Below are 26,521 nucleotides of genomic sequence, written 5' to 3'. Positions count from 1 at the left end.
TGCAAGTCCTCAATCAAGTCGTGCGTTTCCGATTTGTCCTGCCGATCCCGCCTCACGCTCGGCCGCCTCATAGACCGCGATCTTGTCGGTGATCGCGGCGAGATTGGTCTGCAGCTCCACGATGCGCGCCAGCACGGCTTCGCGATGCTCGATCAGCATCTCACGCCGCGCGCCGATCGTCGCATCGCCTTCGGCGCGCAGCGCGGCGAACGCCTGCATGCCCGCGATCGGCATCCCCGTCGCTTTCAGGCGCATCACGAAGCGCAGCCAATCGAGATCGGCGGGCGAATAAAGACGATGACCCGCGTCCGTTCGGCCGACGGGGCGCAACAACCCCGCCTGCTCGTAGTAGCGCAGCGTATGCGCGGAGACGCCGCTCGTCGCGGCGACCTGACCGATGGTGAGAGCTTTCGACATGACGGAACTCAGGTTAGTACTTCGAGTGAACTCTAAGTCAAGCACGAACTGTTGACCGACAAAGTTCAACCAAATCCTACAGCGCATCCCGGCTGTGACGACGAGTCCATCGGCTAGAATCGGCGGGCGGTAGTCCGAAAGAAAAATGAAACCGGGAGCGCAGTCGATGCAAAGCGGCACCATCAAACGTCAATGGATAGGGGCAGCCGCGACGGCTGTGACGCTCGGTCTTCTGGCCACGCTCGCATGGCGCGCCGATGCAGCCCGCATCACGCAGGTTTCGCCGCAAGGCAAGGTCGCGCAGGTGCGCCAGGTCGTCGTCAAGTTCGACGAATCGATGGTCCCATTCGGCGCGCCGAATCTGCCCGCGCCCGCGCGCATCAAGTGCAGCGACGCGTCCGCGAGCGCCGGCCAGCCGCGCTGGATCGACGACAAGACCTGGGCCTGGGATTTCGCCGCCGATCTGCCGCCAGGGGTCGCTTGTTCCGTCGATCTGAACGACGGGTTGAAATCTTCGGCGGGCCATGCGCTGACGGGTCCGCGACATTACGCGTTCGAAACGGGCGGCCCGTTCGTGAAGAGCATCGAGCCGTACGGCGGCGAAATCGAAGAAGACCAGGCCTTTGTCGTCCGCCTGAATGGACCGGCAACGGAGGCCTCCGTAAGTCAGAACGTATGGTGCGAATCGAGCGGACTCGGCAACCGCATTCCCGTCCGGAACGTCGATGCCGCCACGCGCACGGCGCTGCTCAAGCGCTTCAGGCTGCAAAAAAAAGCGGCGCGCGTGCTGACGCTGCAATGTCAGCAGACGCTGCCGTCGGGCGTGAAAGCGCAGCTCGTCTACGGCAAGGGCGTCGCGAGCCCGAGCGGTATCGTCAACGACGTCGAGCGGCGCTTCGACTTCACCGTGCGCGAGCCGTTCGCCGCGAGCTTCAGCTGCGAGCGCGAGAACGCGAAGGCGCCCTGCACGCCGTTGCGCCCGCTGCGCGTGCAGTTCAATGCGCCCATCCTGCGCGCCGATGCCGAAAAGATCCGCCTCAAGGGGCCGAACGGTGAGATCAAGCCATCGTTCTCCGCCGACGACAAAGACCCGCAAACCACCGCTGTCGAATTCGCCGCGCCGCTGCCCGAGCGCGCCGAGCTGACCATCGAGGTTCCGTCGAATCTGAAGGACGCAAGCGGCCGCGCGCTGACCAACGCGGACCTGTTTCCGCTCAAGACAAACACCGCCCCGCTGCCGCCGCTCGCGAAGTTTTCGTCGGGCACGTTCGGCATCATCGAGCGCTTCGCGGAACCCGACATGCCTGCGCTCGTGCCCGTCACGCTGCGCAACGTCGAGGCCGGTCTGCATATCGCCGGGCTCAACGCGGGCAACGCGCAATTCACGAAGCTGCGCGTCGATGCCGATAGCGACATCCGGCGCTGGATGCGCAACGTCGACCGCTTCGACGGCTTCATGATGGATCGCCAGTCGATCGATCAGCAGATGCCGCAACTGCTCGCGCACAATCCGCATCCCGTGATCGTGCCGCGCAAGGCCCAAGACGCGGACCCGGCCGAAGACCGCAAGAATCCGCTGATCGACGTGCGCTCGCTATCGTTGCTCGCCGGCCAGCCGAAGGTCGAGACACTCGCGCTGCCGAAGGCCGAACCGAAAACGCTGCGTCCGTTCGAAGTGGTCGGCGTGCCGGTGACGAAGCCCGGCTTCTATGTGATCGAACTCGCGTCGCCCGCGCTGGGCGCTTCGCTGCTCGGCAAGCACGCGCCGATGTACGTGCGCACGGCCGTGCTCGTCACGAATCTCGGCGTGCACTTCAAGCAGGGCCGCGAGAACAGCGTCGTGTGGGTGACGACGCTCGACAAGGGCCAGCCCGTGCCGAACGCGGACGTGCACGTGAGCGACTGCAACGGCGACGAAGTCGCGTCGGGCAAGACCGATGCGCACGGCGTGCTGACGATCAGCCAGTCGCTGGCTTCGCGCCGCGAGTGCAAGGAAGAGGGTTTCGAAGGCTTCTTCGTGTCCGCGCGCATCGACGATCCGAAGACGGGTCACGACATGGCGTTCGTTCGCTCCGACTGGAACCGGGGCATCGAAGCGTGGCGCTTCAACGTGCCGACGGATACGAGCGTCGAACAGACCGTACGCGCGCGTACCGTGTTCGACCGGACGCTGCTGCGCGCGGGCGAAACGGTATCGATGAAGCACATGATCCGCGTCGAGACGATGCACGGCCTCGCGTTCCCGAACGCGTATCCGGTGCGCGTGACGATCCGTCATCTCGGCAGCGGACAGACTTGGCACATGCCGCTCAAATGGACCGCCGATCACACGGCCGATTCGACGTTCGCGATTCCCGCAGCGGCCAAGCTCGGCGAATACAGCGTATCGCTCGACGACGGCGATGCCGCCACGACCTCCGACGAAAGCACGGCTGAAGGCAACGACGACAGCGAAGCCAACGACGCCGGTTCGCCGCGCCACAGCTATCCATCCGGCAGCTTTCGCGTCGAGGAATTCCGCCTGCCCGTGTTCAAAGGCACGATCGCCGTGCGCGATGCAAAGACTCATCCGCTCGTCGCCGCGAAGGAAGCGCCGCTCGCATTGCAGATCGACTATATGTCGGGCGGCGGCGCGTCGGGTTTGCCCGTGCAGGTATCGGCGCTGATGAAGAACACGACGCCCGCGTTCGCCGGCACGTATCCGGAATTCAGCTTCGCGCCGTACAGGAAGCACAACGAGAGCAGCGAATCGTCATCTTCGGATGACGAAGGAAGCGAGCCGCAATCCGATGACGACACATCGAAGCTGATCGCCGACAAGGAACCCGTCACACTCGACCGCAACGGTGCAGGCAGCCTGACGCTGAAGAACCTGCCGCATGTCGATGCGCCGAAGCGCCTGGCGCTCGAAGCCACCTTCGCCGATCCGAACGGCGAAGTGCAGACGATCAGCGGCGATGCGACGTTGTGGCCCGCCGCCGTCGTCGCGGGCGTGAAATCGGGGCAATGGGTGTCGGTGGGAAGCACTGTGCCTGTGAAGGCGCTCGCCGTCGATCTGCAAGGCAAGCCGCGCGCGGGCGTGCCGCTCGAAGTGCGCGGCATCGCGCGCATCACGATCACGTCGAGAAAGCGCATGGTCGGCGGCTTCTACGCCTACGACAACCACACGGAAACAAAAGACCTCGGCACGCTGTGCAGCGGCAAGAGCGACGACCACGGACTGATGAACTGCGACGCGAAGCTCAAGGAAGCGGGCAACGTCGATCTCGTCGTGACGGCGAAGGACGGCGACGGCAATCTGTCGACGGCGGCGACCTCCGTCTGGGTTACGCGCGAAGAGGACCTGTGGTTCGGCAGCGAAAACACCGACCGCATCGACGTGCTGCCCGAAAAGACGGCTTACGAGCCGGGTGAGACGGCGCGCTTCCAGGTGCGCATGCCGTTCCGTTTCGCGACGGCGCTGGTGGCCGTCGAACGCGAAGGCATCGTCGAAACACATGTCGTGAAGCTGGACGGCAAGGACCCGACCGTCGAGCTGAAAGTGAACGAAACGTGGGGGCCCAACGTGTATGTGTCCGTGCTCGCGCTGCGCGGGCGCATTCGCGAAGTGCCGTGGTATTCGTTCTTCACGTGGGGCTGGAAGGCGCCCCTCGAATGGGCGCGCGCGTTCTGGTACGAAGGCCGCTACTACGAAGCGCCGACGCCGCTCGTCGATCTGTCGAAGCCCGCGTTCCGCTATGGTCTCGCCGAAATCAAGGTCGGCACGGCGGCGCACAGGCTCGCTGTGACGGTAACCCCCAACGCGAAGTCGTACACCGTGCGCGGCAAGGCGCACGTGAAGCTGCGCGTGCAGATGCCGGGCGGCAAGCCCGCGCCTGCAGGCACGCGGATCGCCGTCGCGGCCGTCGATGAAGCGCTGCTCGAACTGATGTCGAACAACAGCTGGGACGTGCTCGACGCGATGCTGCAACGGCGCGCCTACGGCGTCGAAACGGCGACCGCGCAGATGGAGATCGTCGGCCGCCGTCACTTCGGACGCAAGGCGGTGCCCGCGGGCGGCGGCGGCGGACACAGCGCACAGCGCGAGCTGTTCGACACGCTGCTGCTGTGGAATCCGCGCGTGACGCTCGACGCCAACGGCGAAGCCTTCGTCGACGTGCCGCTCAACGATTCGCTGACGAGCTTTCGCATCGTCGCGATTGCGGCTGTCGGCGACGGCCAGTTCGGCACAGGCAGCACGTCGATTCGCAGCACGCAGGATCTGCAGCTGATCTCCGGCCTGCCTCCCCTCGTGCGCGAAGGCGATCAGTTCCGAGCGCTATTCACCGTGCGCAACACGACGACGCGCGCAATGAAAGTCGCCGTGACGCCGAACGTGCCGGGGCTGTCGTTGCAGCCGCAAACCGTCGACGTCCCAGCGGATTCGGCGCGCGAAGTCGCGTGGACGGTGACGCCGCCCGATGGCCTGTCCGAAGCATCGCCCGCTGCGCTCGCGTGGAGCGTCGGCGCTGCGGAGCAAGGCGCGCCGTACGCAGCGGACGCGCTGAAAGCCACGCAGCGCGTGACGGCAGCCATCCCTGTCACCGTTCAGCAGGCCACGCTCACGCAAATCGACGGCTCGTTCTCGCTGCCCGTCGCCGCGCCGCCCGACGCGACAATGTCGCAAGCGGGCGCGCTGCGCGGCGGCATCGCGGTGTCACTGCAATCGAAGCTCGCCGACGGCATGCCCGGCGTGCGCCGCTGGTTCGAGCGCTATCCGTATAGCTGCCTCGAACAGCAGACGTCCGTCGCACTCGGCTTGCGTGATCCGGTGCGCTGGCAGGCCGTCGTCGCGCGCATGCCCGTCTATCTGGACAAGGACGGCCTAGCGAACTACTTCCCGCCCGCCGACGACAGCGGCAACACGGGCAGCACGGCGCTCACTGCCTATCTGCTCTCCGTCACCGACGAAGCCGCGAAGCTCGATCCGCGTTTCGCGTTGCCCGACGACATTCGCGCGAAGCTCGAAGGCGGGCTCGCGAATTTCGTCGAAGGCCGGCTCGCGCGCGATGTCTGGGCGCCGCGCAAGGATCTCGACCTGCGCAAGCTCGCCGCGCTCGAAGCCTTGTCGCGTCATGGCGCGGCGCGCTCCGGCATGCTCGGCTCGATCGAGATCGCGCCGAACCAGTGGCCGACGTCGGCGGTGCTCGACTACTACGCGGTGCTGTCGCGCGTGAAGGACATTCCCCGACGTGAAGAAAAGCTCGCGCAAACCGAGCAGATCATCCGTTCGCGGCTCACGTACCAGGGCACGCGCCTCACCTTCTCGACAGCCGATAACGACGACCTCTGGTGGCTGATGACGGGCACCGAAACGAACGCCGCGCGCACCGCTCTCATGTTCGTCGAGACGCCCGCATGGAAGGACGAGATGCCACGTCTCGTGGCGGGTCTGCTCGCGTTGCAGAAGAACGGCGCATGGCAGACGACGACGGCGAACCTGTGGGGCTCGATTGCCGTGCAGCGTTTCTCGCAGGCCTTCGAGAGCGCGCCCGTGACGGGGCAGACGAAGCTGCAACTCGGCGCGACGGACAAGGTCATCTCATGGAGCCAGCCCGCTTCCGCTGCTATGAACGATGCGTCCGCAACGGCCGTGACAAAGACGGCTGTGATGAAGCCGACTGACGTGCGCAGCCAGTTGCTGCCGTGGCCACTCGGGGCTCGCAACGCGCCCGTCCCGCTGACGCTCACGCACGACGGCAACGGCAAGCCGTGGGCGACGATCGAAAGCCTCGCCGCCGTCGCACTGAAAGCGCCGTTCACCGCGGGCTACAGGATCACGAAGACGGTCACGCCGATCGACCCCGCCGTCAAGGGCGTGAACACGCGCGGCGATATCGTGCGCGTGCATCTCGACATCGACGCGCAGACGGACATGACCTGGGTCGTCGTCAATGACCCTGTGCCCTCGGGCGCGACGATCCTCGGCTCGGGTCTGGGCCGCGATTCGGAAGCGGCGACGCAAGGCGAAAAGTCGAAGGGCTATGCGTGGCCGTCGTTCGTCGAGCGCGGCTTCGACGGGTATCGCGCGTACTACGACTATGTGCCGAAGGGCAAATTCTCGGTCGAGTACACGATCCGGCTGAACAACGTCGGCACGTTCGGCCTGCCGCCGACGCGCGCCGAAGCGCTCTATGCGCCGTCGACGTTCGGCGTGCTGCCGAATGCGCCCGTCGTCGTGAAGCCCGAGTCGGCCGCGAAGTGACGAGGAGCGCATGAAGATGAACGGCACGAACGCGATGAGCCGCAATCACCCGCTGAACGGGCGGTGGCGCATAGCGTCCGCGCACATCGCGCTATGCGCGCTGCTGATCGCCACGCCGCTCGCCGCGCGTGCGCTGCCGACGTTCGACGATGTCCATACGCAATGGCGCAGCTCCGACTGGCTGCTGCTGTCGCGCGACGGCGAGCCGTTGCAGCGCACGCGCATCGACAACACCGAGCGGCGCGGCGACTGGGTCGCGCTCGCGGATGTGTCGCCCGCGCTGCGCGAAGCGATCGTCGTATCGGAGGACAAGCGCTTTTACGAGCACAGCGGCGTCGACTGGCGCGGCGCGGCGGCGGCCGCATGGGCGAACCTGTGGAACACGCGCACGCGCGGCGCATCGACGGTCACGATGCAGCTCACGGGTCTGCTCAACGACGACCCGCAGCGCTCCGGACAACGCTCGATCACGCAGAAGGCGAGCCAGGCCGTGAGCGCGCTGTGGCTCGAACGCACGTGGCGCAAGGACCAGATTCTCGAGGCGTATCTGAATCTCGTGCCGTTGCGCGGCGAGACGGTCGGATTGTCCGCGCTGTCGATCACGCTGTTCGGCAAGGCGCCATCCGGCCTCGACGAACGCGAAGCCGCAGTTGCCGCCGCGCTGGTCCGCTCGCCGAATGCGTCGTACACGAAGGTCAGCGATCGTGCGTGCCGCATTCTGCGCGACATGAAGGCGCCCGAGCGCTGCGCGAATCTCGCTAGCTTCGTGCAGCTCGCGTTTGCGCGCCCTGCTCCCGCGCTGCTGTCGGTGTCGCCCGATGCGCCCGTGCTCGCGCCGCATTTCGCGCGACGCATCGCGAGTGAAACGCATCCGGCGGCGGGCGCGCGCGTCACGAGCACGCTCGATGCGAAGCTCCAGCGCTTCGCCAGCGACACGCTCACGCGCACGCTCGTCGAGCTCAACGCGCCCGCGCATCCGCGCAATGTGCACGACGGCGCCGTCGTCGTGCTCGATAACGCGACGGGCGAAGTGCTCGCGTGGGTCGGATCGTCGGGTGGACTGTCGGGCGCGCGCGATGTCGATGCCGTGCTCGCGCGCCGCCAGGCGGGCTCGACGCTCAAGCCGTTTCTCTACGCTCAGGCCATCGACGAACGGCGGCTCACCACTGCCTCGCTGCTCGACGATGCGCCGCTCGATCTCGCGGCGGGCGGCGGACTCTATATTCCGCAAAACTACGACAAGGACTTCAAGGGCTGGGTGAGCGTGCGCACGGCGCTCGGCTCGTCGCTGAACGTGCCCGCCGTGCGCACGCTCGTGATGGTCACGCCGCATCGCTTCGCGAAAACGCTCACCGCGCTCGGCCTGCCGCTTTCGCAAAGCGGCGACTACTACGGCTATTCGCTCGCGCTCGGCAGCGCCGACGTGACGCTGCTGTCGCTGACCAATGCGTATCGCGCGCTCGCCAACGGCGGAGTCGCCTCGCCGACGTACGACGTGCCGCGCCATGCGCCCGCTTCGACCCTGCGCGAGCCCGCCGCGAATCAACGCGTCTTCACCGCCGATGCGAGCTACATCATCACGACCGTGCTGTCGGACAACAACGCGCGCACGCGCACGTTCGGCTTCGACAGTCCGCTGGCGACGCGCTTCTTTTCCGCCGTCAAGACGGGCACCAGCAAGGACATGCGCGACAACTGGACGGTCGGCTACACGTCGCGCTATACGGTCGGCGTGTGGGTCGGCAATGCCGACGGACAGCCGATGTGGGACGTGTCCGGCGTGACGGGCGCCGCGCCGATCTGGGCGGCCATCGTTGGCTATCTGCATCGGCGCGTGCCGAGCGTCGAGCCGCGCGCGCCAGCGGGCGTCGTGCAGACGCGCGTGACCTTCGACCAGAACATCGAGCCCGCGCGCAACGAATGGTTCGTGAGCGGGACGCAAACGGCCGTTATCGGACTCGCGGCGAATGCGAGCAATGCGGACAACGCGCGTGCCATGGCGCGGACGCCGCGTTCAGCGGCGCTCGTGCGAGCGTCGAACGATGCCGGCGTGTCGCCATCGAACGGAGCGCCGCGCATCGGTTCGCCGACAGACGGCACGCTCTTCGCGCTCGACCCCGACATCCCCGCCGCGCGACAGCGCATCGTGTTCGAGCGTGCGGGCGGTTCGTCCGCGAACAGCACGTGGCGTCTCGACGGCCGGTCGCTCGGCCACGACGAACGCGTGCTGTGGCTGCCCTGGCCTGGGCGTCACGTGCTGGAACTCGTCGACGCGGATGGATCGAGCGCCGACTCCGTACGTTTCGAAGTGCGCGGCGCGACGGCGCATGGCCCGGCGAAAACAGGCGCGACGAAAGCGGGCACGACCAAAGCGGGCACGACGGCTCAGAAAACCGCGAGCCCCCGGTCCAGCCAGATCCCCCATCAAACTCCCCTGACATCCGTACACGATGCCAGCCCCGCGACTGGGCAAAAGCTTTAAATTTGGTGCGGCCCGATTGTGTTGTCACGGACACACCGGTATAAATCGGCCGTTTCACGCAACGTCGCGCGCCGTTCGGCGAAAGAGAACAGTAAATGTTCTATGCTTGAACGCAGTGCTTGCTAGCGTGAAAGCGTCGTCCGTTCCGGCTACCTGTTTGCCCTCAATGGAGTGATTGCCATGTTGAAAAAGCTGTTAATGCTTTGCGCCGTGCTGATGCTGTCGTTGTCGGCGGGATTCGCGTCCGCCGTCGAAGTCAATACCGCCGACCAGGCGGCGCTCGAATCGGTCAAGGGCATCGGCCCCGTCCATGCGAAAGCGATCATCGACGAACGCACGAAAAATGGCCCGTTCAAGGATGCCGACGACCTCGCGAATCGCGTCAAGGGCATCGGCGAGAAGTCGGTGAAGAACCTCGAAGCCGCGGGCCTGACGATCAACGGCTCATCCACGCCGCCGACGGGCGCAACCTCCAAGCCCGCAGCGACGACGTCGAAGCCGGCGGCGGCGCCCGCAACCACTGCGCAAACCCCGCCTTCCGCGCCTGCCGAAGCCGCATCGGGCACGAAGGCCTCGAAGTCGAAGAAGAAGAGCAAGGCGGAAGCCGCTGCGTCATCGGCGCCTGCTGCTACGGCAGCATCCGCGCCGGCAATGGCGTCGGATACGACCGCCTCGAAGTCGAAGAAATCGAAGAAGAGCAAGGCCGCGTCCGCTGCGTCGGGCGTATAAGGGCTCGAATCGGGACGCGCTTCGCTGCGCGTCCAATGGCCTCACTGCTTCACGTCTACGTCTGTCAAACGTCTACGTCTGTCAAGACTGTCGGTGCCGCGCTCGCGCGGCGTTTCGTTACCCGTCGGCGCACGCTTTCACGGGCGTCGCGCCGGCCTCTACAGAGAGAGATCGTCATGAGCCTACTCGACACCCTCGGTTCCATGCTCGGCGGCGGCAATACGCCCGAAGGCGGCGGCCAGCAGGCGCTGATCGCCGCTGCACTCGAATTCATCAACAACCAGCCGGGCGGCCTGAACGGGCTGATCCAGCGCTTCCAGCAGAACGGCGCGGGCGACATCATCAACTCATGGGTCAGCAACGGCGAGAACCAGCCGATCGCCGCCGACGCACTGCATAATGTGCTCGGCTCGGAAGCCGTGACGAACATCGCATCGAAGGCCGGCGTCGATCCGTCGGCGGTGACGGGGCTGCTGTCGCAAGTGCTGCCGCACGTCGTCAACGCCGCGACGCCGAACGGCGAAGTGCCCGCCGACGGCAAGGTCGACGCGGGCGGCCTCGCGGGCGCACTCGGCTCGCTGGGCGCGCTGGCGGGTCTGTTCGGCGGCAACAAGAACGCCTGAACGCGTTACTTCATCTTTGTTTCCGCATTGCTTCGATATGCGTAGCGCCTGAAGCGCCGCGCACAAAAACAAAAAGGCAACGAATCGCTTCGTTGCCTTTTTGCTTTTTTGCTTCTGATCGCGAGTGGATACGCCGGTTGTCGGCGCATCCGTCGCTGTGCAGCTCAGTGCACCACCCGCTCGAACACGAGCTTGCCGTTCTCCACCTCGACGGGGATCACGTCCTTCGGCCCGAACTTGCCGGCCAGAATCAGCTTCGCGACCGGGTTCTCGATCTCCTGCTGGATCGCGCGCTTCAAAGGCCGCGCGCCGAACAGCGGGTCGTAGCCGACCTTGCCGATCAACTCCAGCGCCGCATCCGACACGACCAGTTGCATGTCGAGCTTCGCGAGCCGCTCGTGCACGCGCTCCAGCTGGATCTTCGCGATCGACTGGATGTTGTCGCGGCCAAGCGCATGGAACACGACGACGTCGTCGATCCGGTTCAGGAACTCCGGCCGGAAGTGCAGCTTCACTTCTTCCCAGACGGCATCCTTCACGGCTTCCTGCGACTCGCCGACCATCGCCTGGATCACCTGCGAGCCGAGGTTCGACGTCATCACGATCACCGTGTTCTTGAAGTCCACGGTGCGGCCCTGGCCATCCGTCATGCGGCCGTCGTCGAGCACCTGCAGCAGCACGTTGAACACATCCGGGTGCGCCTTCTCGATCTCGTCCAGCAGGATCACGCTGTACGGCTTGCGGCGCACCGCTTCCGTCAGATACCCGCCTTCTTCGTAGCCGACATAGCCCGGCGGCGCGCCGATCAGACGCGCGACGCTGTGCTTCTCCATGAACTCGCTCATGTCGATGCGGATCAGATGATCTTCCGCGTCGAACAGGAAGGCCGCGAGCGCCTTGCACAGCTCCGTCTTGCCGACGCCCGTCGGTCCCAGAAACAGGAACGAGCCATACGGACGGTTCGGGTCCGAGAGCCCGGCGCGCGAACGGCGGATCGCATCGGCGACGGCGCTGATCGCTTCGTTCTGGCCGACCACGCGCTCATGCAGCTTCGTTTCGATCTGCAGCAGCTTCTCGCGCTCGCCCTGCATCATGCGCGACACGGGAATGCCCGTCGCGCGCGACACGACTTCCGCGATTTCTTCCGCGCCGACCTGCGTGCGCAGCAGCCGCGGACGCGTCGGATTGTTCTGCTCCTGCGCCTCGGCCTGCGTGACCTGCTTCAGTTGCGCTTCGAGTTGCGGCAGCTTGCCGTACTGCAGTTCGGCGACCTTTTCGAGCTTGCCCTCGCGTTGCAGACGCGTAATTTCCGCGCGCGTCTTCTCGATCTCTTCCTTCAGTTGCGCGCTGCCCTGCACGGCCGCTTTTTCCGCTGTCCAGATTTCTTCGAGGTCCGAATATTCGCGGTCGAGCCGCTCGATTTCTTCCTCGATCAGTTGCAGGCGCTTCTGCGACGCTTCGTCCTTCTCCTTCTTGACGGCTTCGCGCTCGATCTTCAACTGGATGCGGCGGCGGTCGAGCCTGTCCATCTCCTCGGGCTTCGAGTCGATTTCCATCTTGATCTTCGACGCCGCTTCGTCGATCAGGTCGATCGCCTTGTCCGGCAGGAAGCGGTCCGTGATGTAGCGATGCGACAGTTCCGCCGCCGCGACGATGGCCGGATCGGTGATGTCGACGCCGTGATGCAGTTCATAGCGCTCCTGCAGGCCGCGCAGGATCGCGATGGTCGCTTCGACCGTCGGTTCGTCGACGAGCACTTTCTGGAAGCGGCGCTCCAGCGCGGCATCCTTTTCGATGTACTTGCGATATTCGTCGAGCGTGGTCGCGCCGACGCAATGCAACTCGCCGCGCGAAAGCGCCGGCTTCAGCATGTTGCCCGCATCCATCGCGCCTTCGGCCTTGCCCGCGCCGACCATCGTGTGAATCTCGTCGATGAAGACGATGGTCTGCCCTTCGTCCTTCGCGATGTCGTTCAGCACGGCCTTCAGACGCTCTTCGAATTCGCCGCGGTATTTCGCGCCCGCGAGCAGCGCGGCCATGTCGAGCGACAGCACGCGCTTGCCCTTGAGCGTCTCCGGCACTTCGCCGTTGACGATGCGCTGCGCGAGACCTTCGACGATCGCCGTCTTGCCGACGCCCGGCTCGCCGATCAGCACCGGATTGTTCTTGGTCCGGCGTTGGAGGATCTGAATCGAACGGCGGATTTCGTCGTCACGGCCGATGACGGGATCGAGCTTGCCTGCGCGGGCGCGCTCGGTCAGGTCGATCGTGTATTTCTTCAACGCTTCGCGCTGGCTTTCGGCATCCTGGCTGTGCACCTGCGAGCCGCCACGCACGGCGACGATGGCCGCTTCCAGCGACTTGCGCGACAGGCCATGCTCGCGCGCGAGACGCCCGGCATCGCCCTTGTCGTCGGCGACGGCCAGCAGGAACATTTCGCTCGCGATGTAGGTGTCGTTGAGCTTCTGCGCTTCCTTGTCGGCCTGGTTCAACAGGCCCGTGAGGTCGCGGCCGATCTGCACGTTGCCGTCCGTGCCCCGCACTTGCGGCAAACGCGTGATTGCGTCGCTCAGCGCGGTTTGCAGCGCCTGGACGTGGACGCCGGCGCGCGACAGCAGTGAACGCGCCGAGCCGTCCTGTTGCGCGACGAGGGCGGCGAGGAGGTGAACGGGCTCGATGTACTGATTGTCATGGCCGACGGCAAGGCTTTGCGCATCGGCCAGCGCTTCCTGGAATTTAGTGGTGAGTTTGTCGATTCTCATCAAGAGACCTCCAATTTCGATTACCACCAAAATGAGGCGTTTTAGGCAGGTTTCAAGCGCTTTTTTGCATCAGGGAGAGAGAATTCGCGCAACGGGCGCGTTGCCGCGTCCGGCACGGGACACAGCGCAGTTTAGCCCCGTGTACAACACGCGGAAAGCGACGGCGGGAGATGGCAGGCACGGCTCGCAGCACGCACCGGCGAACGGGCGCGAGCATGTCCGAAAGCCGTTCAGACGCGCAGAATGCGGCCACGATCGACGGCCGCACAGGCGACCGATCGTGCGGCTCGCTCAGGTCCCCGTCGGGACGACGGGCGTGATAGGCATGATCGGCACGACGGTGGCCGATGGCTTGAGCCCGAGCAGCGACATCAGCGGCGATGCCGGCTCGGCGATATCGCGGATCGTAAAGCCATCGAGCTCGCGGAAAAACGCTGTGCGCGCCGCTTCGAGCACGCCCTTCAGCCGGCATTGCGACTGAATGACACATTCGCGATGGGCGCCCGGATCGCTGCCGTTGAAGCAGCTGACCAGCGTGAAGTCGCTCTCGGCTGCGCGCACCACTTCGCCGATGGTCAGCGCCGACGAATGCTCGAACAGACGCAGACCGCCGTTGCGCCCGCGCACGGTCTCAACCCAGCCGAGTTCCGCAAGCCGCTGAACCACCTTCATCAGATGATTCTTCGATATGCCGTACGCGTCCGAAATATCCTGGATCGTCGCCAGTCCTTCGGGACGAACTGCGAGGTAGAGCAGCACGCGCAGCGAGTAATCGGTATAGTCTGTCAGTCTCATTGAAAGGCAAGTCGCAACGGGGATGACGTGCGGAATGTTCACGACACACCCATAAACGCCGGTACTGCAGCGCGCAATAACATGCGTATAAACCACATCTTATTGGCGCGTTTATCTCGTTATTTCGCGTAACTATAAACGCTAACTTTCGTTTGAAGCGCACTTTTTCTGACTTTAGATGAGCGCGCCCAACGTTTGCGACGGGGCTCGCGTCCGCTTTGGTGTCGGAGCGCTTGCCGCGTCTCACTTATTTCAGCCATGAAGTCCGAAATTTCTTCCACTATTTCCGCTGCCGAACGTCTCGCCACGCGCTACGCCGAACCGGACGAAGAGAACGTTCGCGAGCTGGTCTACGCGTTCTATGATCGCGTGCGCGCCGACGCGCTGCTCGGTCCCGTGTTCGAAGAGAAGCTGGCGGGCCGCTGGGACGAGCATCTGCCGAAGATGTGCGTGTTCTGGGGATCGCTCGTACTGGGCGCGAAGCAATATCGCGGCAACGTGCAGCAGGCGCACATGCCGCTCGCCGGCGTCGAGCCGCGGCACTTCAGCCACTGGCTTTATCTGTTCCTCGATACCGTCGAGCCGCGCTATGAACCGGCCGCCGCCGTGCGCTTCATGGAGCCGGCGCTGCGTATCGCACAGAGCTTGCAGTTGAGCCGCTTCGGCTGGGACTATCAGATTCCCGCCGAACAGCAGGCGTTGCTGGAGCGCATCGCGCCGCGCCGTCGCCCGCGCGAAGAGCACGAGGCAGAACATGCGCGGCCGCGCGGCGAGCCGTTTCCGGCGAAAATCATCGGCAAATCGCGCGACGACGATTGAGCAGTTCTTCGCTCAATCCGCCTTCGAGTTAGCCGACTTCAGCCCCCATCGCCCGAGCGCTTCGTCGTCGGTCACGCGCGCATCGACCCAGCGCTCGCCGCTTTCCGTCTTTTCCTTCTTCCAGAACGGCGCCTGGGTCTTAAGGTAGTCCATCACGAATTCGCACGACGCGAATGCGTTCGCGCGATGCTTCGACGTCGTCGCGACCAGCACGATCTGATCGAGCGGCATCAGCTTGCCGACGCGGTGCACGATCAGCACATCGGTGCCCGGCCAGCGCGCGCGAGCGGCGTCGACGATCGCTTCGAGCGACTTCTCCGTCATGCCCGGATAGTGTTCGAGCTCCATTGTCTCGACTGCTTCGCCCTCGTTGATGTCGCGCACCGTGCCGACGAAGCACGCCACCGCGCCGACCTTCGGGTTCTGCGCGCGCAACGCGGCGACTTCCGTCGTCAGGTCGAAGTCTTCTGTCTGAACGCGGACCGTCATCGTCCGTCCTCCCGCCTCATTGGCCTGATTCCATGGCCCGATTCAGCCGCCCGTGACGGGCGGAAAGAACGCGACTTCGCAGCCTTCGGTGACGCGCGTGCCCGCGTCCGTCATCACGTGGTTGCAGGCCATGCGCAGCGCGCGGCCTTCCGCGAGCGTCTCGGCCCACACGCCGCCGCGCACGCGCAGCCAGGCGCGCACGTCGCCGAGCGTCGCGATGCCTTCGGGCACGTCCACGGATTCGTCCGACCGGCCGAGCGCTTCGCGCACGCTCGCAAAATATTTCAACTGGATCTTCATTCTCGGTAGCGGCCCGATAACGGCCGCGCTCAGTTCAGCAGTTCGGAAAACGGGATGAAGCGCACGGTCTCGCCGGCGCTGATCACATGATTCGGCGGATTGTCGATCAGGCCGTCGCCCCAGACCGTCGACGTCAGCACCGCCGAACTCTGGTTCGGGAACAGATCGAGGCCGCCCGCGGCGTTCACGCGCGCGCGCAGGAACTCGTTGCGGCGGTCGCCCTTTTGCTGCGTGAAGTCGGCGCGCAGCGACAGTGCGCGCGGCGTCACGATCCGCACGCCCGCGAGGCGCAGCAGGAACGGGCGCACGAACAGCAGGAACGTGACGAACGTCGACACGGGATTGCCCGGCAGGCCGATGAAGAACGTTTCGTTCGTCGCGCCCGGTGCACCCGATGCACCCGCTGCCGCGCCTTCACCCTGCGTCGACGCACGGCGAATCGCGCCGAACGCGAGCGGCTTGCCCGGCTTCATCGCGATCTGCCACATGGAAAGGCGCCCTTCGGCCTCGACGGCGGGCTTCACGTGATCTTCCTCGCCTACCGACACGCCGCCGCACGTCAGGATCAGATCGTGCGCCTGCGCTGCCTCGCGCAACGTTTTCCGCGTCGCGTCGAGCTTGTCGGGAACGATGCCGAAATCGGTGACTTCACAGCCGAGCTTCTGCAGCAGGCCCGTCAGCGTGAAGCGGTTCGAGTTGTAGATCGCGCCGGGCTTGAGCGGCTCGCCGGGCATCGTCAGTTCGTCGCCCGTGAAGAACACGGCGACTTTCACGCGGCGCACGACCTCGAGATTCGCGCATCCAACGGACGCCGCAAGACCCAGCGCCTGCGGCGTGAGCCGCGTGCCGGCGGGCAGGATCGTCGCGCCCTTGCGGATGTCGGCGCCCTGCTGCGTGATCCATTCGCCCGCTTTCGGCGTGTGCAGGATCGCCACTTCGTCGCCGGTTGGTTCGGTTTGCTCCTGCATCACGATCGCGTCGGCGCCGCGCGGCACCGTCGCGCCCGTGAAGATGCGCGCCGCCGTGCCTTCCGCCAGCGGCTGCGGCGCATGGCCCGCCGGAATGCGCTGAGAGATGGGCAGGCGCCGCTCGCCTTGCGACAACTCAGCGACACGCACCGCATAGCCGTCCATCGCGCTCGTGTTCATCGGCGGAACGTCGAGTGGCGAGATCACGTCGGCGGCCAGCACGCGGTTGATCGCGTCGAGTGTCGGCAGCGTTTCGGTGCCGTCGATCTGCACGGCGGCGCCGAGCAGCGTCGCGAGCGCGTCGGCCGTCGACAGCATCGGCGCGCGCGGCGCGGATTGCGGAGGCGTCGGAGGCGTAGGTGTGGGCATCGATCGGAAATGAAGCGATTCGAAAACAATCATTGTAGCGGGCGCAGCCGCGTCGCGTTGCTGGGCGCTTTTATCCTGGCGCTACCGATGGTTGCGCAGATCGACGCGCGCCGCAAAACAAAACGGCGCACGTCCGAGAACGTGCGCCGTTTGCGCGGCTCTGCTGTGATCGCAGTGACCGCTTGTTCAAGTCTTCGTATGCGCCGCGACGAAGTCCTTCACGCGCTGCGCGTCGTTCGGCAGCACCTCGAAGCGCTGCGGCAAATCTTCGAGCCCGCTGAACGCAGCCGGACGCTCCGGCTCGCGCTCCAGCGCCTCGCGGATCGTCTCGCCGAACTTGATCGGCTGCGCCGTCTCCAGCACGATCATCGGAATGCCCGCCTGCAGGTGCTCGCGCGCGACCTTCACGCCGTCGGCCGTGTGCGTGTCGATCATGATGTCGTAACGCTGGAACACGTCGCGGATCGTCTCGACGCGGTCGTCGTGACTGCTGCGCCCCGACACGAAGCCGAACTCCTGCACGCGCGCGAAATCGCCGCTCGACTGCAGATCGAAGCCGCCTTTTTCTTCGACGTCGCGGAACAGTTGCAGCACGCGCTTCGGATCGCGTCCGAGCAGATCGAACACGAAGCGCTCGAAATTCGACGCCTTCGAGATGTCCATGCTCGGGCTGCTCGTGTGATACGTCTCCGACGACTTGCGCACGCGGTAAATGCCCGTGCGGAAGAATTCGTCGAGCACGTCGTTCTCGTTCGTCGCGACGACGAGCTTTTCGATGGGCAGGCCCATCATGCGCGCGATGTGCCCCGCGCACACGTTGCCGAAGTTGCCCGACGGCACCGTGAACGACACGCGTTCGTCATTGTGCTTCGTTGCCGCGAAGTAGCCCTTGAAGTAGTACACGACCTGCGCGACGACACGCGCCCAGTTGATCGAATTGACCGTGCCGATCTTCTGCTGCGCCTTGAACGCGTGATCGTTCGACACGGCCTTGACGATGTCCTGGCAATCGTCGAACACGCCGTCGATCGCGATGTTGAAGATGTTCGGATCTTGCAGGCTGTACATCTGCGCCGTCTGGAACGCGCTCATCTTCTTGTGCGGCGACAGCATGAACACGCGAATGCCCTTCTTGCCGCGCATCGCGTATTCGGCGGCGCTGCCCGTATCGCCCGACGTCGCGCCGAGAATGTTCAGCGTTTCGCCGTGCTTTGCAAGCGTGTACTCGAACAGATTGCCGAGCAGCTGCATCGCCATGTCCTTGAACGCGAGCGTCGGACCGTTCGACAGTTCGAGCAGCGACAGCGGCGTGCCCTCTTCGACGCCGAGCGTCTTCAGCGGCGTGATCTGCGCGGCGTTCTCTTCGTCGCGGACGTTGCAGTACACCTGCGCGGTGTACGTGCGGCGCGTCAGTTCGCGCAGGTCTTCGGCGGGAACGTCGTCGCTGAACTTGCGCAGGATCTCGAACGCGAGATCGGCATACGGCAGCGCGCGCCAGCGCGCGAGTTCATCCGCCGACACCTGCGGATAGTCGCCCGGCAGATACAGGCCGCCATCCTTCGCGAGACCGCCGAGCAGGATGTCGGAGAACGTGTGGCGCTCGCCGATGCCGGCGCCGCGCGTGGAAATGTAGTTCATGAGCTTGCCTCGTTGCGAGTGTTCGTGTCGTACGTCGTGTGCTTTGCGCGTCAGTTCAGCGCTTCCATGCGCAGCTTCGTCACCTTTGACACGACCGTCTTCAGCGCCTCGATATTCGCGATCGCTGCATTGACGTTCTTCTCGACCGTCTCGTGCGTGATCAGGATGATGTCGGTCTCACCCTTCTTCGACACATCGACCTGCTCCGATTCCTTCTGCAGCAGCGCGTCGATCGAAATGCCCGTGTCAGCGAGGATGCGCGTGATGTCGGCCAGCACGCCCGTCACGTCGGCGACGCGCAGACGCAGGTAATAGCCGCTCGTCACTTCGTCGATGGGCAGGATCGGCGTGCTCGACAGACGGTCCGGCTGGAACGCCAGATGCGGCACGCGGTGTTCGGGGTCGGCCGTATGCAGGCGCGTCACATCGACGAGATCGGCGACCACGGCGGACGCCGTCGGCTCCGCGCCCGCGCCCTTGCCGTAGTACAGCGTCGTGCCGACGGCGTCGCCATGCACGACGACGGCATTCATCGCGCCTTCGACGTTCGCGAGCAGGCGCTTCGCGGGGATCAGCGTCGGATGCACGCGCAGCTCGATGCCTTTGTCGCTGCGCCGCGTGATGCCGAGCAGCTTGATCCGGTAGCCCAGTTCTTCCGCGTACCGGATGTCGATCGCGGCGAGCTTGCTGATGCCTTCGACGTATGCCTTGTCGAACTGCACGGGCACGCCGAACGCGATCGCGCTCATGATGGTTGCCTTGTGCGCGGCGTCGACGCCTTCGATGTCGAAGGTCGGGTCCGCTTCCGCGTAGCCGAGTTCCTGCGCGGCCTTCAGCGCCGTCGCGAAGTCGAGGCCGCGGTCGCGCATCTCCGACAGGATGTAGTTCGTCGTGCCGTTGATGATGCCCGCGATGTACTGGATGCGATTGGCCGTGAGGCCCTCGCGCAGCGCCTTGATGATCGGGATGCCGCCCGCGACGGCCGCTTCGAACGCGACCATCACGCCGTTCGCGCGCGCCGCCTCGAAGATTTCCGTGCCGTGCACCGCGAGCAGCGCCTTGTTGGCCGTCACGACGTGCTTGCCGTTCCTGATCGCGCGCAGCACGAGATCGCGCGCGATGCCCGTGCCGCCGATCATTTCGGCGACGATGGCGATCGACGGATCGTCGACCACCGAACCGAAGTCGTCGGTGATCGCGACCGTGCCCGCCTCGCTGCCGAGCGCCGCCGTGGCCTTCGCGGGATTGCGCAAGGCAATGCGCGCGATCTCGATGCCGCGGCCCGCGCGTCGGTTGATTTCTTCCTGGTTGCGGCGCAGTACCGTGAAGGTGCCGCTGCCTACCGTGCCGAAGCCCAGCAGTCCAACTTTGATCGGTTCCATGCAGCGTGTGTGTCTAGTGAGAGAGTGGAAAATCGGTTCGGGCGCTGATGCGCGCCGTCAGGCCGCGTGGCGTTTGCGATAACCGTCGAGGAAGCGCGCGATCCGGTGGATCGAATCGGCGAGATCGTCGACGTTCGGCAGGAACACGACACGGAAGTGATCCGGCGCCTTCCAGTTGAAACCGCTGCCCTGCACGAGCAGCACGCGCTCTTCCAGCAGCAGATCGAGGATGAACTGCTGGTCGTTCTCGATCGGATACAGCTTCGGATCCAGGCGCGGGAACATGTACAGCGCCGCCTCGGGCTTCACGCAACTCACGCCCGGAATGGCCGTCAGCATGTCGTATGCGAGCTGGCGCTGCTTGTAGAGCCGCCCGCCCGGCGCGATCAGGTCGTTGATGCTCTGATAGCCGCCGAGCGCCGTCTGGATCGCGTACTGGCCGGGCACGTTCGGGCACAGGCGCATCGACGCGAGAATGCCGAGGCCCTCGAAGTAGTCTTTCGCGCGGCGGCGGTTTTCGCCCGTCAGGCCCGACACCCACATCCAGCCCGCGCGATAGCCGCACGAACGGTAGCTCTTCGACAGGCTGTTGAACGTGACCGTCAGCACGTCCTCGGACAGCGCCGCCATCGACGTGTGCGCCTTGCCATCGTAGACGATCTTGTCGTAGACCTCGTCCGCGAAGATGACGAGGCCGTGCTGGCGCGCGATCTCGATCAGCGCGAGCAGCAGTTCGTCGGAGTACAAAGCGCCCGTCGGGTTGTTCGGGTTGATCACGACGATCGCCCTCGTGTTCGGCGTGATCTTCGCGCGAATGTCGTCGAGATCGGGCATCCACGCGTTCGATTCGTCGCACACGTAGTGCACGGGCGTGCCGCCCGACAGGCTTACGCCCGCCGTCCACAGCGGATAGTCGGGCGCGGGCAGCAGCACTTCGTCGCCGTCGTTGAGGAGCGCCTGCATCGCCATCACGATCAGCTCGGACGCGCCGTTGCCGATGTAGATGTCGTCCAGCTCGACGCCCACGACGCCCTTTTGCTGCGCGTAATGCATGATCGCCTTGCGCGCCGCGAACACGCCCTTCGAGTCCGAATAGCCCGACGAGTCGGGCAGATTGCGGATCATGTCCTGGATGATTTCGTCGGGGGCGTCGAAACCGAACGGCGCGAGATTGCCGATGTTCAGCTTGATGATGCGATGGCCTTCTTCTTCGAGGCGCTTCGCGTGTTCGAGAACGGGCCCGCGAATGTCGTAGCAGACGTTCAACAGCTTGTTCGATTTCAGTATCGGTTTCACGACGGGCACTTCATCCTGGGTAAATGAGCGGGACCACGGGGCTGCGCCCATGCAGCGGGCAAGCCATGAGGACGGGGTTTGCGCTGCCGGCTGACGGGCCGGCGCAGGGCATCGTGCGGAACGCGGGCGGCGCGGCGCGCGAGGCCATCGAGCCGCTGAGCGGGCGCGGGCATGCCGCCTGGTGCGTCGTCGCGTACGGCATGCGCGCGGCGCGAGTGTTGCTGGCGTGTTGCTGGCGGATTTCGCTCGCGCGTCGCTCGCATGTTGCTGGCCGCTTCGCTGGCTATTCGCGCGCACTGCCGACACTTCGGACGCTTCGGTCGACACCCCAGTCGACGCGCGGGCGGGCGTCTCGTTGACGCCTGTGCCGGCGCGTTCCGGGCACCCCACTGCGGACGGCGGGCGCAGTCGCCAGCCTTGCGGGCGCGGCTTGTGGCAGCGCGCGGACCTCGAGGGGAGCCGCCGGGCGGCTAAAAAGTTATAATTTAGCGGATATTGGCCGACTTCCGCAATGCACCACGCAAGGCATGATGCCCGCGCACAAGGCATCGAACCCGCATTGAACCCGCGTATTGAATCCGCGCATTGAACCCGTTGTCGCGCCTGTCGGTCGAAACGCGACACACGACGCACGCAGTGCGTACCTTACGACGACCACGGAAAACCAGTTTGAAATTACACCAGGATGCAAGCGGCGCCCTGAACACCGTCACGGGTTACGGCGCCGACTATGTCGAAATCAATCTCGAACGTCATACGGGCAGCATCATCGTGCTGCCGGAGGGCCCCGTCATGAGTTGGCCCGTTTCGTCATTCGAGGCCCTCTCGCCCGAGCACTTTGCGCTCTTGATCGAACCGGCGCCGGAAGTCGTCATCTTCGGCAGCGGCGAGCGTCTGCGCTTTCCGCATCCGCGGCTCACGGCCGCCCTCGTGGCCCAGCGGATCGGCGTCGAAACGATGGACTTCAAAGCCGCCTGCCGGACCTACAACATTCTGATGGCGGAAGGCCGCAAAGTCGCCGCCGCGCTGCTGATCGAAGGCTAGTAGCGGCGCTTGCGGCGCATTGGGCCGAGGGCGGATCGGCGTTTTCGCGTGGCACCCCGGCACCTTTTGGCGAACGCGTCACGCAGATCAAGTACACTGCGCGCCTGCGCGCGTCATGGCAGCCGCGCCGCGCCGCGCTGCTTGTCGCGCTCGCGAAGGCCTGCCCGCATATGGGAGTGGGCGCTTGCCGCAAAGCTGCGGCATAAGCGTGTCGTAAGCGTCGCCGATGGAGAATCGGCGGCTGCTTCGCGTCATGGGCCCGATAACGGGCCGATAACGGGCCGATAACGCGCGCCACCTGGCGTCCGACGGCGCACCGGCCGGGCGATGCGCACCGTGTGCCCGCTGGGCGCTCTGCAACAACCGGACCCCGTCCAGTCGAGATAAGAACGAAGCCGCGCGAGCGGCGCCGAGAAGGGTTGAACAACACATGAACGACAAGCCGTCCGGGCTGACGCTCAATCGCACGACGGTCCTGCTGCTCGTGCTCACACTGGCCGTGATCTGGTTCGTGCCGCTGGGCTGGCGCCATTTGCTGCCGAGCGACGAAGGCCGCTACGCCGAAATGGCGCGCGAGATGTTCGTCACCGGCGACTGGATCACGCCGCGCTACAACGGCTACAAGTACTTCGAGAAGCCGCCGCTGCAAACCTGGGCGAATGCGCTGTCGTTCGCGTGGTTCGGCATCGGCGAGTGGCAAGCGCGTCTCTATACCGCGCTCACCGGCTTCGCGGGCGTGCTGCTGGTCGGCTACACGGGTGCCCGCGTGTTCAACGCCGCGACAGGCCTGTTCGCCGCCCTCGTGCTCGCGAGCGCGCCGTACTGGAACCTGATGGGCCACTTCAACACGCTCGACATGGGCCTGTCGTTCTGGATGGAGCTGACGCTCTTCGGCTTGCTGCTCGCGCAGCGCCCGGGCCTCGCGTCGCGAGAGCAGCGGCTCTGGATGTGGGTCGTGTGGGCGTCGATGGCTTTCGCCGTGCTGTCAAAGGGGCTCATCGGCCTGATCCTGCCGGGCGCCGTGCTCGTGTTGTACACGCTGATCTCGCGCGACTGGGCGATCTGGAAGCGCCTCTACCTCGTGAGCGGCCTGATCGTATTCTTCGCGATCGTCACGCCGTGGTTCGTGATCGTGCAGGATCGCAACCCCGAATTCTTCAACTTCTTCTTCATCGTCCAGCAGTTCAGGCGCTATCTGACGCCCGAGCAGAACCGCCCCGGCGCGTTCTACTACTTCGTGCCCGTGCTGATCGTCGGCTTCCTGCCGTGGCTGTCGGTGAGCGTGCAGAGCGTGCGCAACGCGCTGCGCATGCCGCGCCAGGCGAACGGCTTCTCGCCCGTGACGATGCTGTTCGTGTGGACGGTATTCATCTTTCTGTTCTTCAGCGCGTCACATTCGAAGCTGATTTCGTACACGCTGCCTATCGCGCCGCCGATTGCGCTCGTGATCGGCCTGTATCTGCCCCTCGTCACGCGCGAGCAGTTCCACCGGCATCTGACGGGCTACGCGGTGTTTCTCGTCGCGGCGGAATTCGGCGCGGTGTTCCTCGGTCATTTCGGCGACAAACGCAACCCGAATGCGCTGTACCTCGAGTTCCGCGTCTGGGTGTTCGCGGCGCTCGCCGTCGGCTTTGTCCTCACGCTCGCGGCGATCTGGCTCAACTGGCGCACGCGCCGCGCCGCGAACGGCTCGTCCGCTGTCTCGCAGGCGGGCGCGCAGAACGGCGCAGCGCGGACTTCGGGCGCGCGCCTTTTCGGCGCCGCCACGATCTTCGGCTTCGGGTGGGTGCTGCTCGCCGTGATCGCGGGCACAGGTCACGACGCGTTCGGCCGGCTGTCGTCGGGCGCGCCGCTCGCCCCCGCTGTGAAGGCCGAACTCGCGAAACTGCCCGCCGACACGCCGTTCTACTCGGTCGGCGTGCTCGATCACACGGTGCCGTTCTACATCGGCCACACGATGATCATGGTCGAGCACGCGGACGAACTGGCCTTCGGCGTGACGGTCGAACCGCAAAAATGGGTGCCGACGGTCCCGCAATGGATCGAGCGCTGGAAAGCCGACCGCTACGCGATGGCGCTGATGTCACCGGCCCGCTACGAGGAACTCAGCGCGCAACACTTGCCGATGACCGTCGTCGCGCGCGACGCCCGGCGTGTGATCGTCGAGAAGCCAGGCTCCGAACAGGCGGGCGCGCAGCGGGGCACGGCCGCGCCAGCCGTTGCGCAATCCGGCGCCGCGCAGGCGGCCTCAGGGCCGCAGCAAACGCAATGAACGCCGCGAGCGCAGCAGCCCTGGCCGCCTCCCATCACCCAAACGTCTATTCGATGAATCCGATTTCGCTCTTCTGCATCCTCGCGGGCGTCGCGCTGAACGCGACGGCCCAGCTGCTTTTGAAGGCCGGCACGAACGCCGTCGGCCACTTCGATTTCACCCTCGCCAACATCATCCCCATCGGGTTCAGGATCGCGACGCAACTGCCCATCATCGGCGGGCTTGCCTGCTATGTGCTGAGCGTCGTCGTATGGATCGTCGGACTGTCGCGCGTGGATGTGTCGATCGCCTACCCGATGCTGTCGCTGGGCTATGTTGTAAACGCGTTTGCCGCGTGGTATCTGTTCGGCGAAGTATTGTCGGCGCAGCGTCTCGTCGGCATCGGCGTGATCCTGGTCGGTGTGTTCCTCGTCGCGCGCAGTTGATGGACACGGGAAAGCGGCGGGCGTGGGGCGCGGCGAGGCGGTGTGATCGCGCGTTACGGGCGTGAATGCGCGTTATGAGCATCTGTGCTATCGGCGCTGCCCCGCCGCAGAATAATCCCTGGCAAGCACGTTCCCGTCTGCTAATGTCTCTTGAATTGTTTCGACTACTGGACATTGATGCAGAAGTCGCACATTATCGCCGCCGCATCGAAGTACCGATCAACGTAGGCGCCGCGGTTTAAGCTTGAATTAAGCCGATTGCCAGTATTGTGTCAGACCGTGCCCCTTTTTTTGTCGAGCAAAGCCCTCCATGACCGAGTCATCCGTTCCGTTCCTGCCGTTCGTTCGTCCCGAGATCGATGAAGAAACGATCCGCGGTGTTGCCGACGTGCTCCGCTCCGGCTGGATCACGACGGGCCCGCAGAACCAGGCGTTCGAAAAGGCGTTGTCGGAATACTGCGGCGGCCGCCCGGTGCGCACGTTCAACTCGGGCACCGCGACGCTGGAAATCGGCCTGCGGATCGCGGGCGTCGGAGCCGGCGACGAAGTCATCACGACGCCGGCGTCGTGGGTCGCGACGAGCAACGTGATCATCGAGGTCGGCGCGACGCCCGTGTTCGTCGATATCGACCCGAAGACGCGAAACATCGACCTGGACCTGATGGAAAAGGCGATCACGCCGCACACGAAGGCGATCATTCCCGTCTTTCTGTCGGGCCTGCCCGTCGACATGGACCGCCTCTACGCGATCGCCCGCGCACACAAGCTGCGCGTGATCGAAGACGCGGCGCAGGCGTTCGGCTCGACGTGGAAAGGCGAGCGCATCGGCAAGCTCGGCGACATCGTGTCGTTCAGCTTCCACGCGAACAAGAACCTCACGTCGATCGAAGGCGGCGCGCTCGTTCTGAACAACGAGGAGGAAGCCGTCCTCGCGCAGAAATACCGCCTGCAAGGCATCGTGCGCATGGGCTTCGACGGCATGGACTGCGAGCTGCTCGGCGGCAAGTACAACCTGACGGACGTCGCCGCGCGCGTCGGCCTCGGCCAGCTGCCGCACATCGAGCGCTTCCGCGCGCAGCGCCACGCGCTCGCGCGCGCCTATTTCGCGGGCTTCGAAGGTGGCGCGGCCGCGAGGCTCGGCATGGGCCTGCCGCTCGCCGACTTCGAGAACAGCAACTGGCACATGTTTCTCGTCACGCTGCCGCTCGCGCGCCTGTCGATCAGCCGCGCGGGCTTCATGGAGCAGCTGAAGGAGCGCGGCATCGGCTCCGGCGTGCACTACCCGGCCATCCACCTGTTCTCGCTGTACCGGGCGCGCGGATTCAGGGAAGGCATGTTCCCGCATGCGGAGCACTATGGCGCGAGCACGGTCACGCTGCCGCTCTTCACGCAGATGACGGAAGGCGACGTCGAGCGCGTGTGCCGCGCGGTGAACGAGATTTGCCAACAATACGGTCAATAAAGCGG

The 26,521-nt window shown here is 65.2% G+C and carries 18 protein-coding genes; 9 read left to right on the top strand and 9 right to left on the bottom strand.

Going from position 1 to position 26,521, the window contains the following annotated elements:
- Positions 1–9 precede the first annotated feature (9 nt).
- The gene (locus AB4Y32_RS23780; protein WP_439899834.1) at positions 10–600 is read right to left on the bottom strand and encodes a MerR family transcriptional regulator; all 591 of its coding nucleotides are present in this window, start codon (positions 598–600) and stop codon (positions 10–12) included.
- Between AB4Y32_RS23780 and AB4Y32_RS23775 the strand changes: the two genes are divergently transcribed.
- The 4 genes from AB4Y32_RS23775 (at position 584) to AB4Y32_RS23760 (ending at position 10,495) form a co-directional block, all read left to right on the top strand.
- Entirely contained in the window at positions 584–6,661 is a 6,078-nt protein-coding gene (locus AB4Y32_RS23775; protein ID WP_368723684.1) for an alpha-2-macroglobulin, read from the top strand. The genes AB4Y32_RS23780 and AB4Y32_RS23775 overlap by 17 nt on opposite strands.
- A gap of 16 nt (positions 6,662–6,677) precedes the next feature.
- Positions 6,678–9,143, top strand: a complete 2,466-nt coding sequence (pbpC, locus tag AB4Y32_RS23770) for a penicillin-binding protein 1C (protein ID WP_439899833.1) — start codon at positions 6,678–6,680, stop codon at positions 9,141–9,143.
- Between the two features lie 180 nt (positions 9,144–9,323).
- Positions 9,324–9,872 carry a ComEA family DNA-binding protein gene (locus AB4Y32_RS23765; protein WP_368723682.1) on the top strand — a complete coding sequence of 183 codons (549 nt, stop codon included), beginning with the start codon at positions 9,324–9,326 and terminating at the stop codon, positions 9,870–9,872.
- Positions 9,873–10,048: 176 nt separating this feature from the next.
- The gene (locus AB4Y32_RS23760; protein ID WP_368723681.1) at positions 10,049–10,495 is read left to right on the top strand and encodes a YidB family protein; all 447 of its coding nucleotides are present in this window, start codon (positions 10,049–10,051) and stop codon (positions 10,493–10,495) included.
- Between the two features lie 164 nt (positions 10,496–10,659).
- Here the strand turns inward: AB4Y32_RS23760 and clpB are convergent, their stop codons facing one another.
- Both clpB and AB4Y32_RS23750 read right to left on the bottom strand, forming a co-directional pair.
- Entirely contained in the window at positions 10,660–13,257 is a 2,598-nt protein-coding gene (clpB, locus tag AB4Y32_RS23755; protein WP_368723680.1) for an ATP-dependent chaperone ClpB, read from the bottom strand.
- A 291-nt stretch (positions 13,258–13,548) separates the two neighbouring features.
- On the bottom strand, positions 13,549–14,052 hold the full coding sequence (locus AB4Y32_RS23750; RefSeq protein WP_368723679.1) for an Rrf2 family transcriptional regulator: 504 nt from the start codon (positions 14,050–14,052) through the stop codon (positions 13,549–13,551).
- Positions 14,053–14,310: 258 nt separating this feature from the next.
- On the opposite strand from AB4Y32_RS23750, the gene AB4Y32_RS23745 reads away from it, so the two are divergent.
- Positions 14,311–14,871, top strand: coding sequence for a group III truncated hemoglobin (locus AB4Y32_RS23745; protein ID WP_368723678.1), 561 nt, complete (start codon positions 14,311–14,313; stop codon positions 14,869–14,871).
- Positions 14,872–14,883: 12 nt separating this feature from the next.
- Here the strand turns inward: AB4Y32_RS23745 and moaE are convergent, their stop codons facing one another.
- The 6 genes from moaE to AB4Y32_RS23715 all read right to left on the bottom strand — a co-directional run bounded on the left by moaE (position 14,884) and on the right by AB4Y32_RS23715 (position 21,322).
- Positions 14,884–15,360 (bottom strand): molybdopterin synthase catalytic subunit MoaE, encoded by a 477-nt coding sequence (gene moaE / locus AB4Y32_RS23740; protein ID WP_368723677.1) that lies wholly within the window; start codon positions 15,358–15,360, stop codon positions 14,884–14,886.
- Positions 15,361–15,402: 42 nt separating this feature from the next.
- A complete protein-coding gene (gene moaD / locus AB4Y32_RS23735; RefSeq protein ID WP_368723676.1) occupies positions 15,403–15,660 on the bottom strand; it encodes a molybdopterin converting factor subunit 1 in 258 nt (85 codons plus the stop codon).
- A 29-nt stretch (positions 15,661–15,689) separates the two neighbouring features.
- Complete coding sequence (locus AB4Y32_RS23730; RefSeq protein WP_368723753.1) at positions 15,690–16,946, bottom strand: molybdopterin-binding protein; 1,257 nt, start codon at positions 16,944–16,946, stop codon at positions 15,690–15,692.
- A gap of 237 nt (positions 16,947–17,183) precedes the next feature.
- Positions 17,184–18,635, bottom strand: a complete 1,452-nt coding sequence (gene thrC, locus AB4Y32_RS23725; protein ID WP_368723675.1) for a threonine synthase — start codon at positions 18,633–18,635, stop codon at positions 17,184–17,186.
- A gap of 50 nt (positions 18,636–18,685) precedes the next feature.
- Entirely contained in the window at positions 18,686–20,017 is a 1,332-nt protein-coding gene (locus tag AB4Y32_RS23720) for a homoserine dehydrogenase (RefSeq protein ID WP_368723674.1), read from the bottom strand.
- A gap of 57 nt (positions 20,018–20,074) precedes the next feature.
- Positions 20,075–21,322, bottom strand: coding sequence for a pyridoxal phosphate-dependent aminotransferase (locus tag AB4Y32_RS23715; protein WP_368723752.1), 1,248 nt, complete (start codon positions 21,320–21,322; stop codon positions 20,075–20,077).
- 660 nt (positions 21,323–21,982) lie between these two features.
- On the opposite strand from AB4Y32_RS23715, the gene AB4Y32_RS23710 reads away from it, so the two are divergent.
- The 4 genes from AB4Y32_RS23710 to AB4Y32_RS23695 all read left to right on the top strand — a co-directional run bounded on the left by AB4Y32_RS23710 (position 21,983) and on the right by AB4Y32_RS23695 (position 26,516).
- Positions 21,983–22,357 carry an Mth938-like domain-containing protein gene (locus AB4Y32_RS23710; RefSeq protein WP_087735818.1) on the top strand — a complete coding sequence of 125 codons (375 nt, stop codon included), beginning with the start codon at positions 21,983–21,985 and terminating at the stop codon, positions 22,355–22,357.
- Between the two features lie 430 nt (positions 22,358–22,787).
- Positions 22,788–24,629 carry a glycosyltransferase family 39 protein gene (locus AB4Y32_RS23705; RefSeq protein WP_368723673.1) on the top strand — a complete coding sequence of 614 codons (1,842 nt, stop codon included), beginning with the start codon at positions 22,788–22,790 and terminating at the stop codon, positions 24,627–24,629.
- Between the two features lie 53 nt (positions 24,630–24,682).
- Complete coding sequence (locus AB4Y32_RS23700) at positions 24,683–25,054, top strand: SMR family transporter (protein WP_368723751.1); 372 nt, start codon at positions 24,683–24,685, stop codon at positions 25,052–25,054.
- Positions 25,055–25,364: 310 nt separating this feature from the next.
- The gene (locus AB4Y32_RS23695) at positions 25,365–26,516 is read left to right on the top strand and encodes a DegT/DnrJ/EryC1/StrS family aminotransferase (protein ID WP_368723672.1); all 1,152 of its coding nucleotides are present in this window, start codon (positions 25,365–25,367) and stop codon (positions 26,514–26,516) included.
- Positions 26,517–26,521 lie beyond the last annotated feature (5 nt).

It is taken from the genome of Paraburkholderia phymatum (assembly GCF_040965635.1).
GTDB classification, from domain to species: Bacteria; Pseudomonadota; Gammaproteobacteria; order Burkholderiales; family Burkholderiaceae; genus Paraburkholderia; species Paraburkholderia phymatum_B.
Note: the sequence above shows the minus strand (reverse complement) of the source record. Positions and strands in the feature narration are given on the sequence as shown.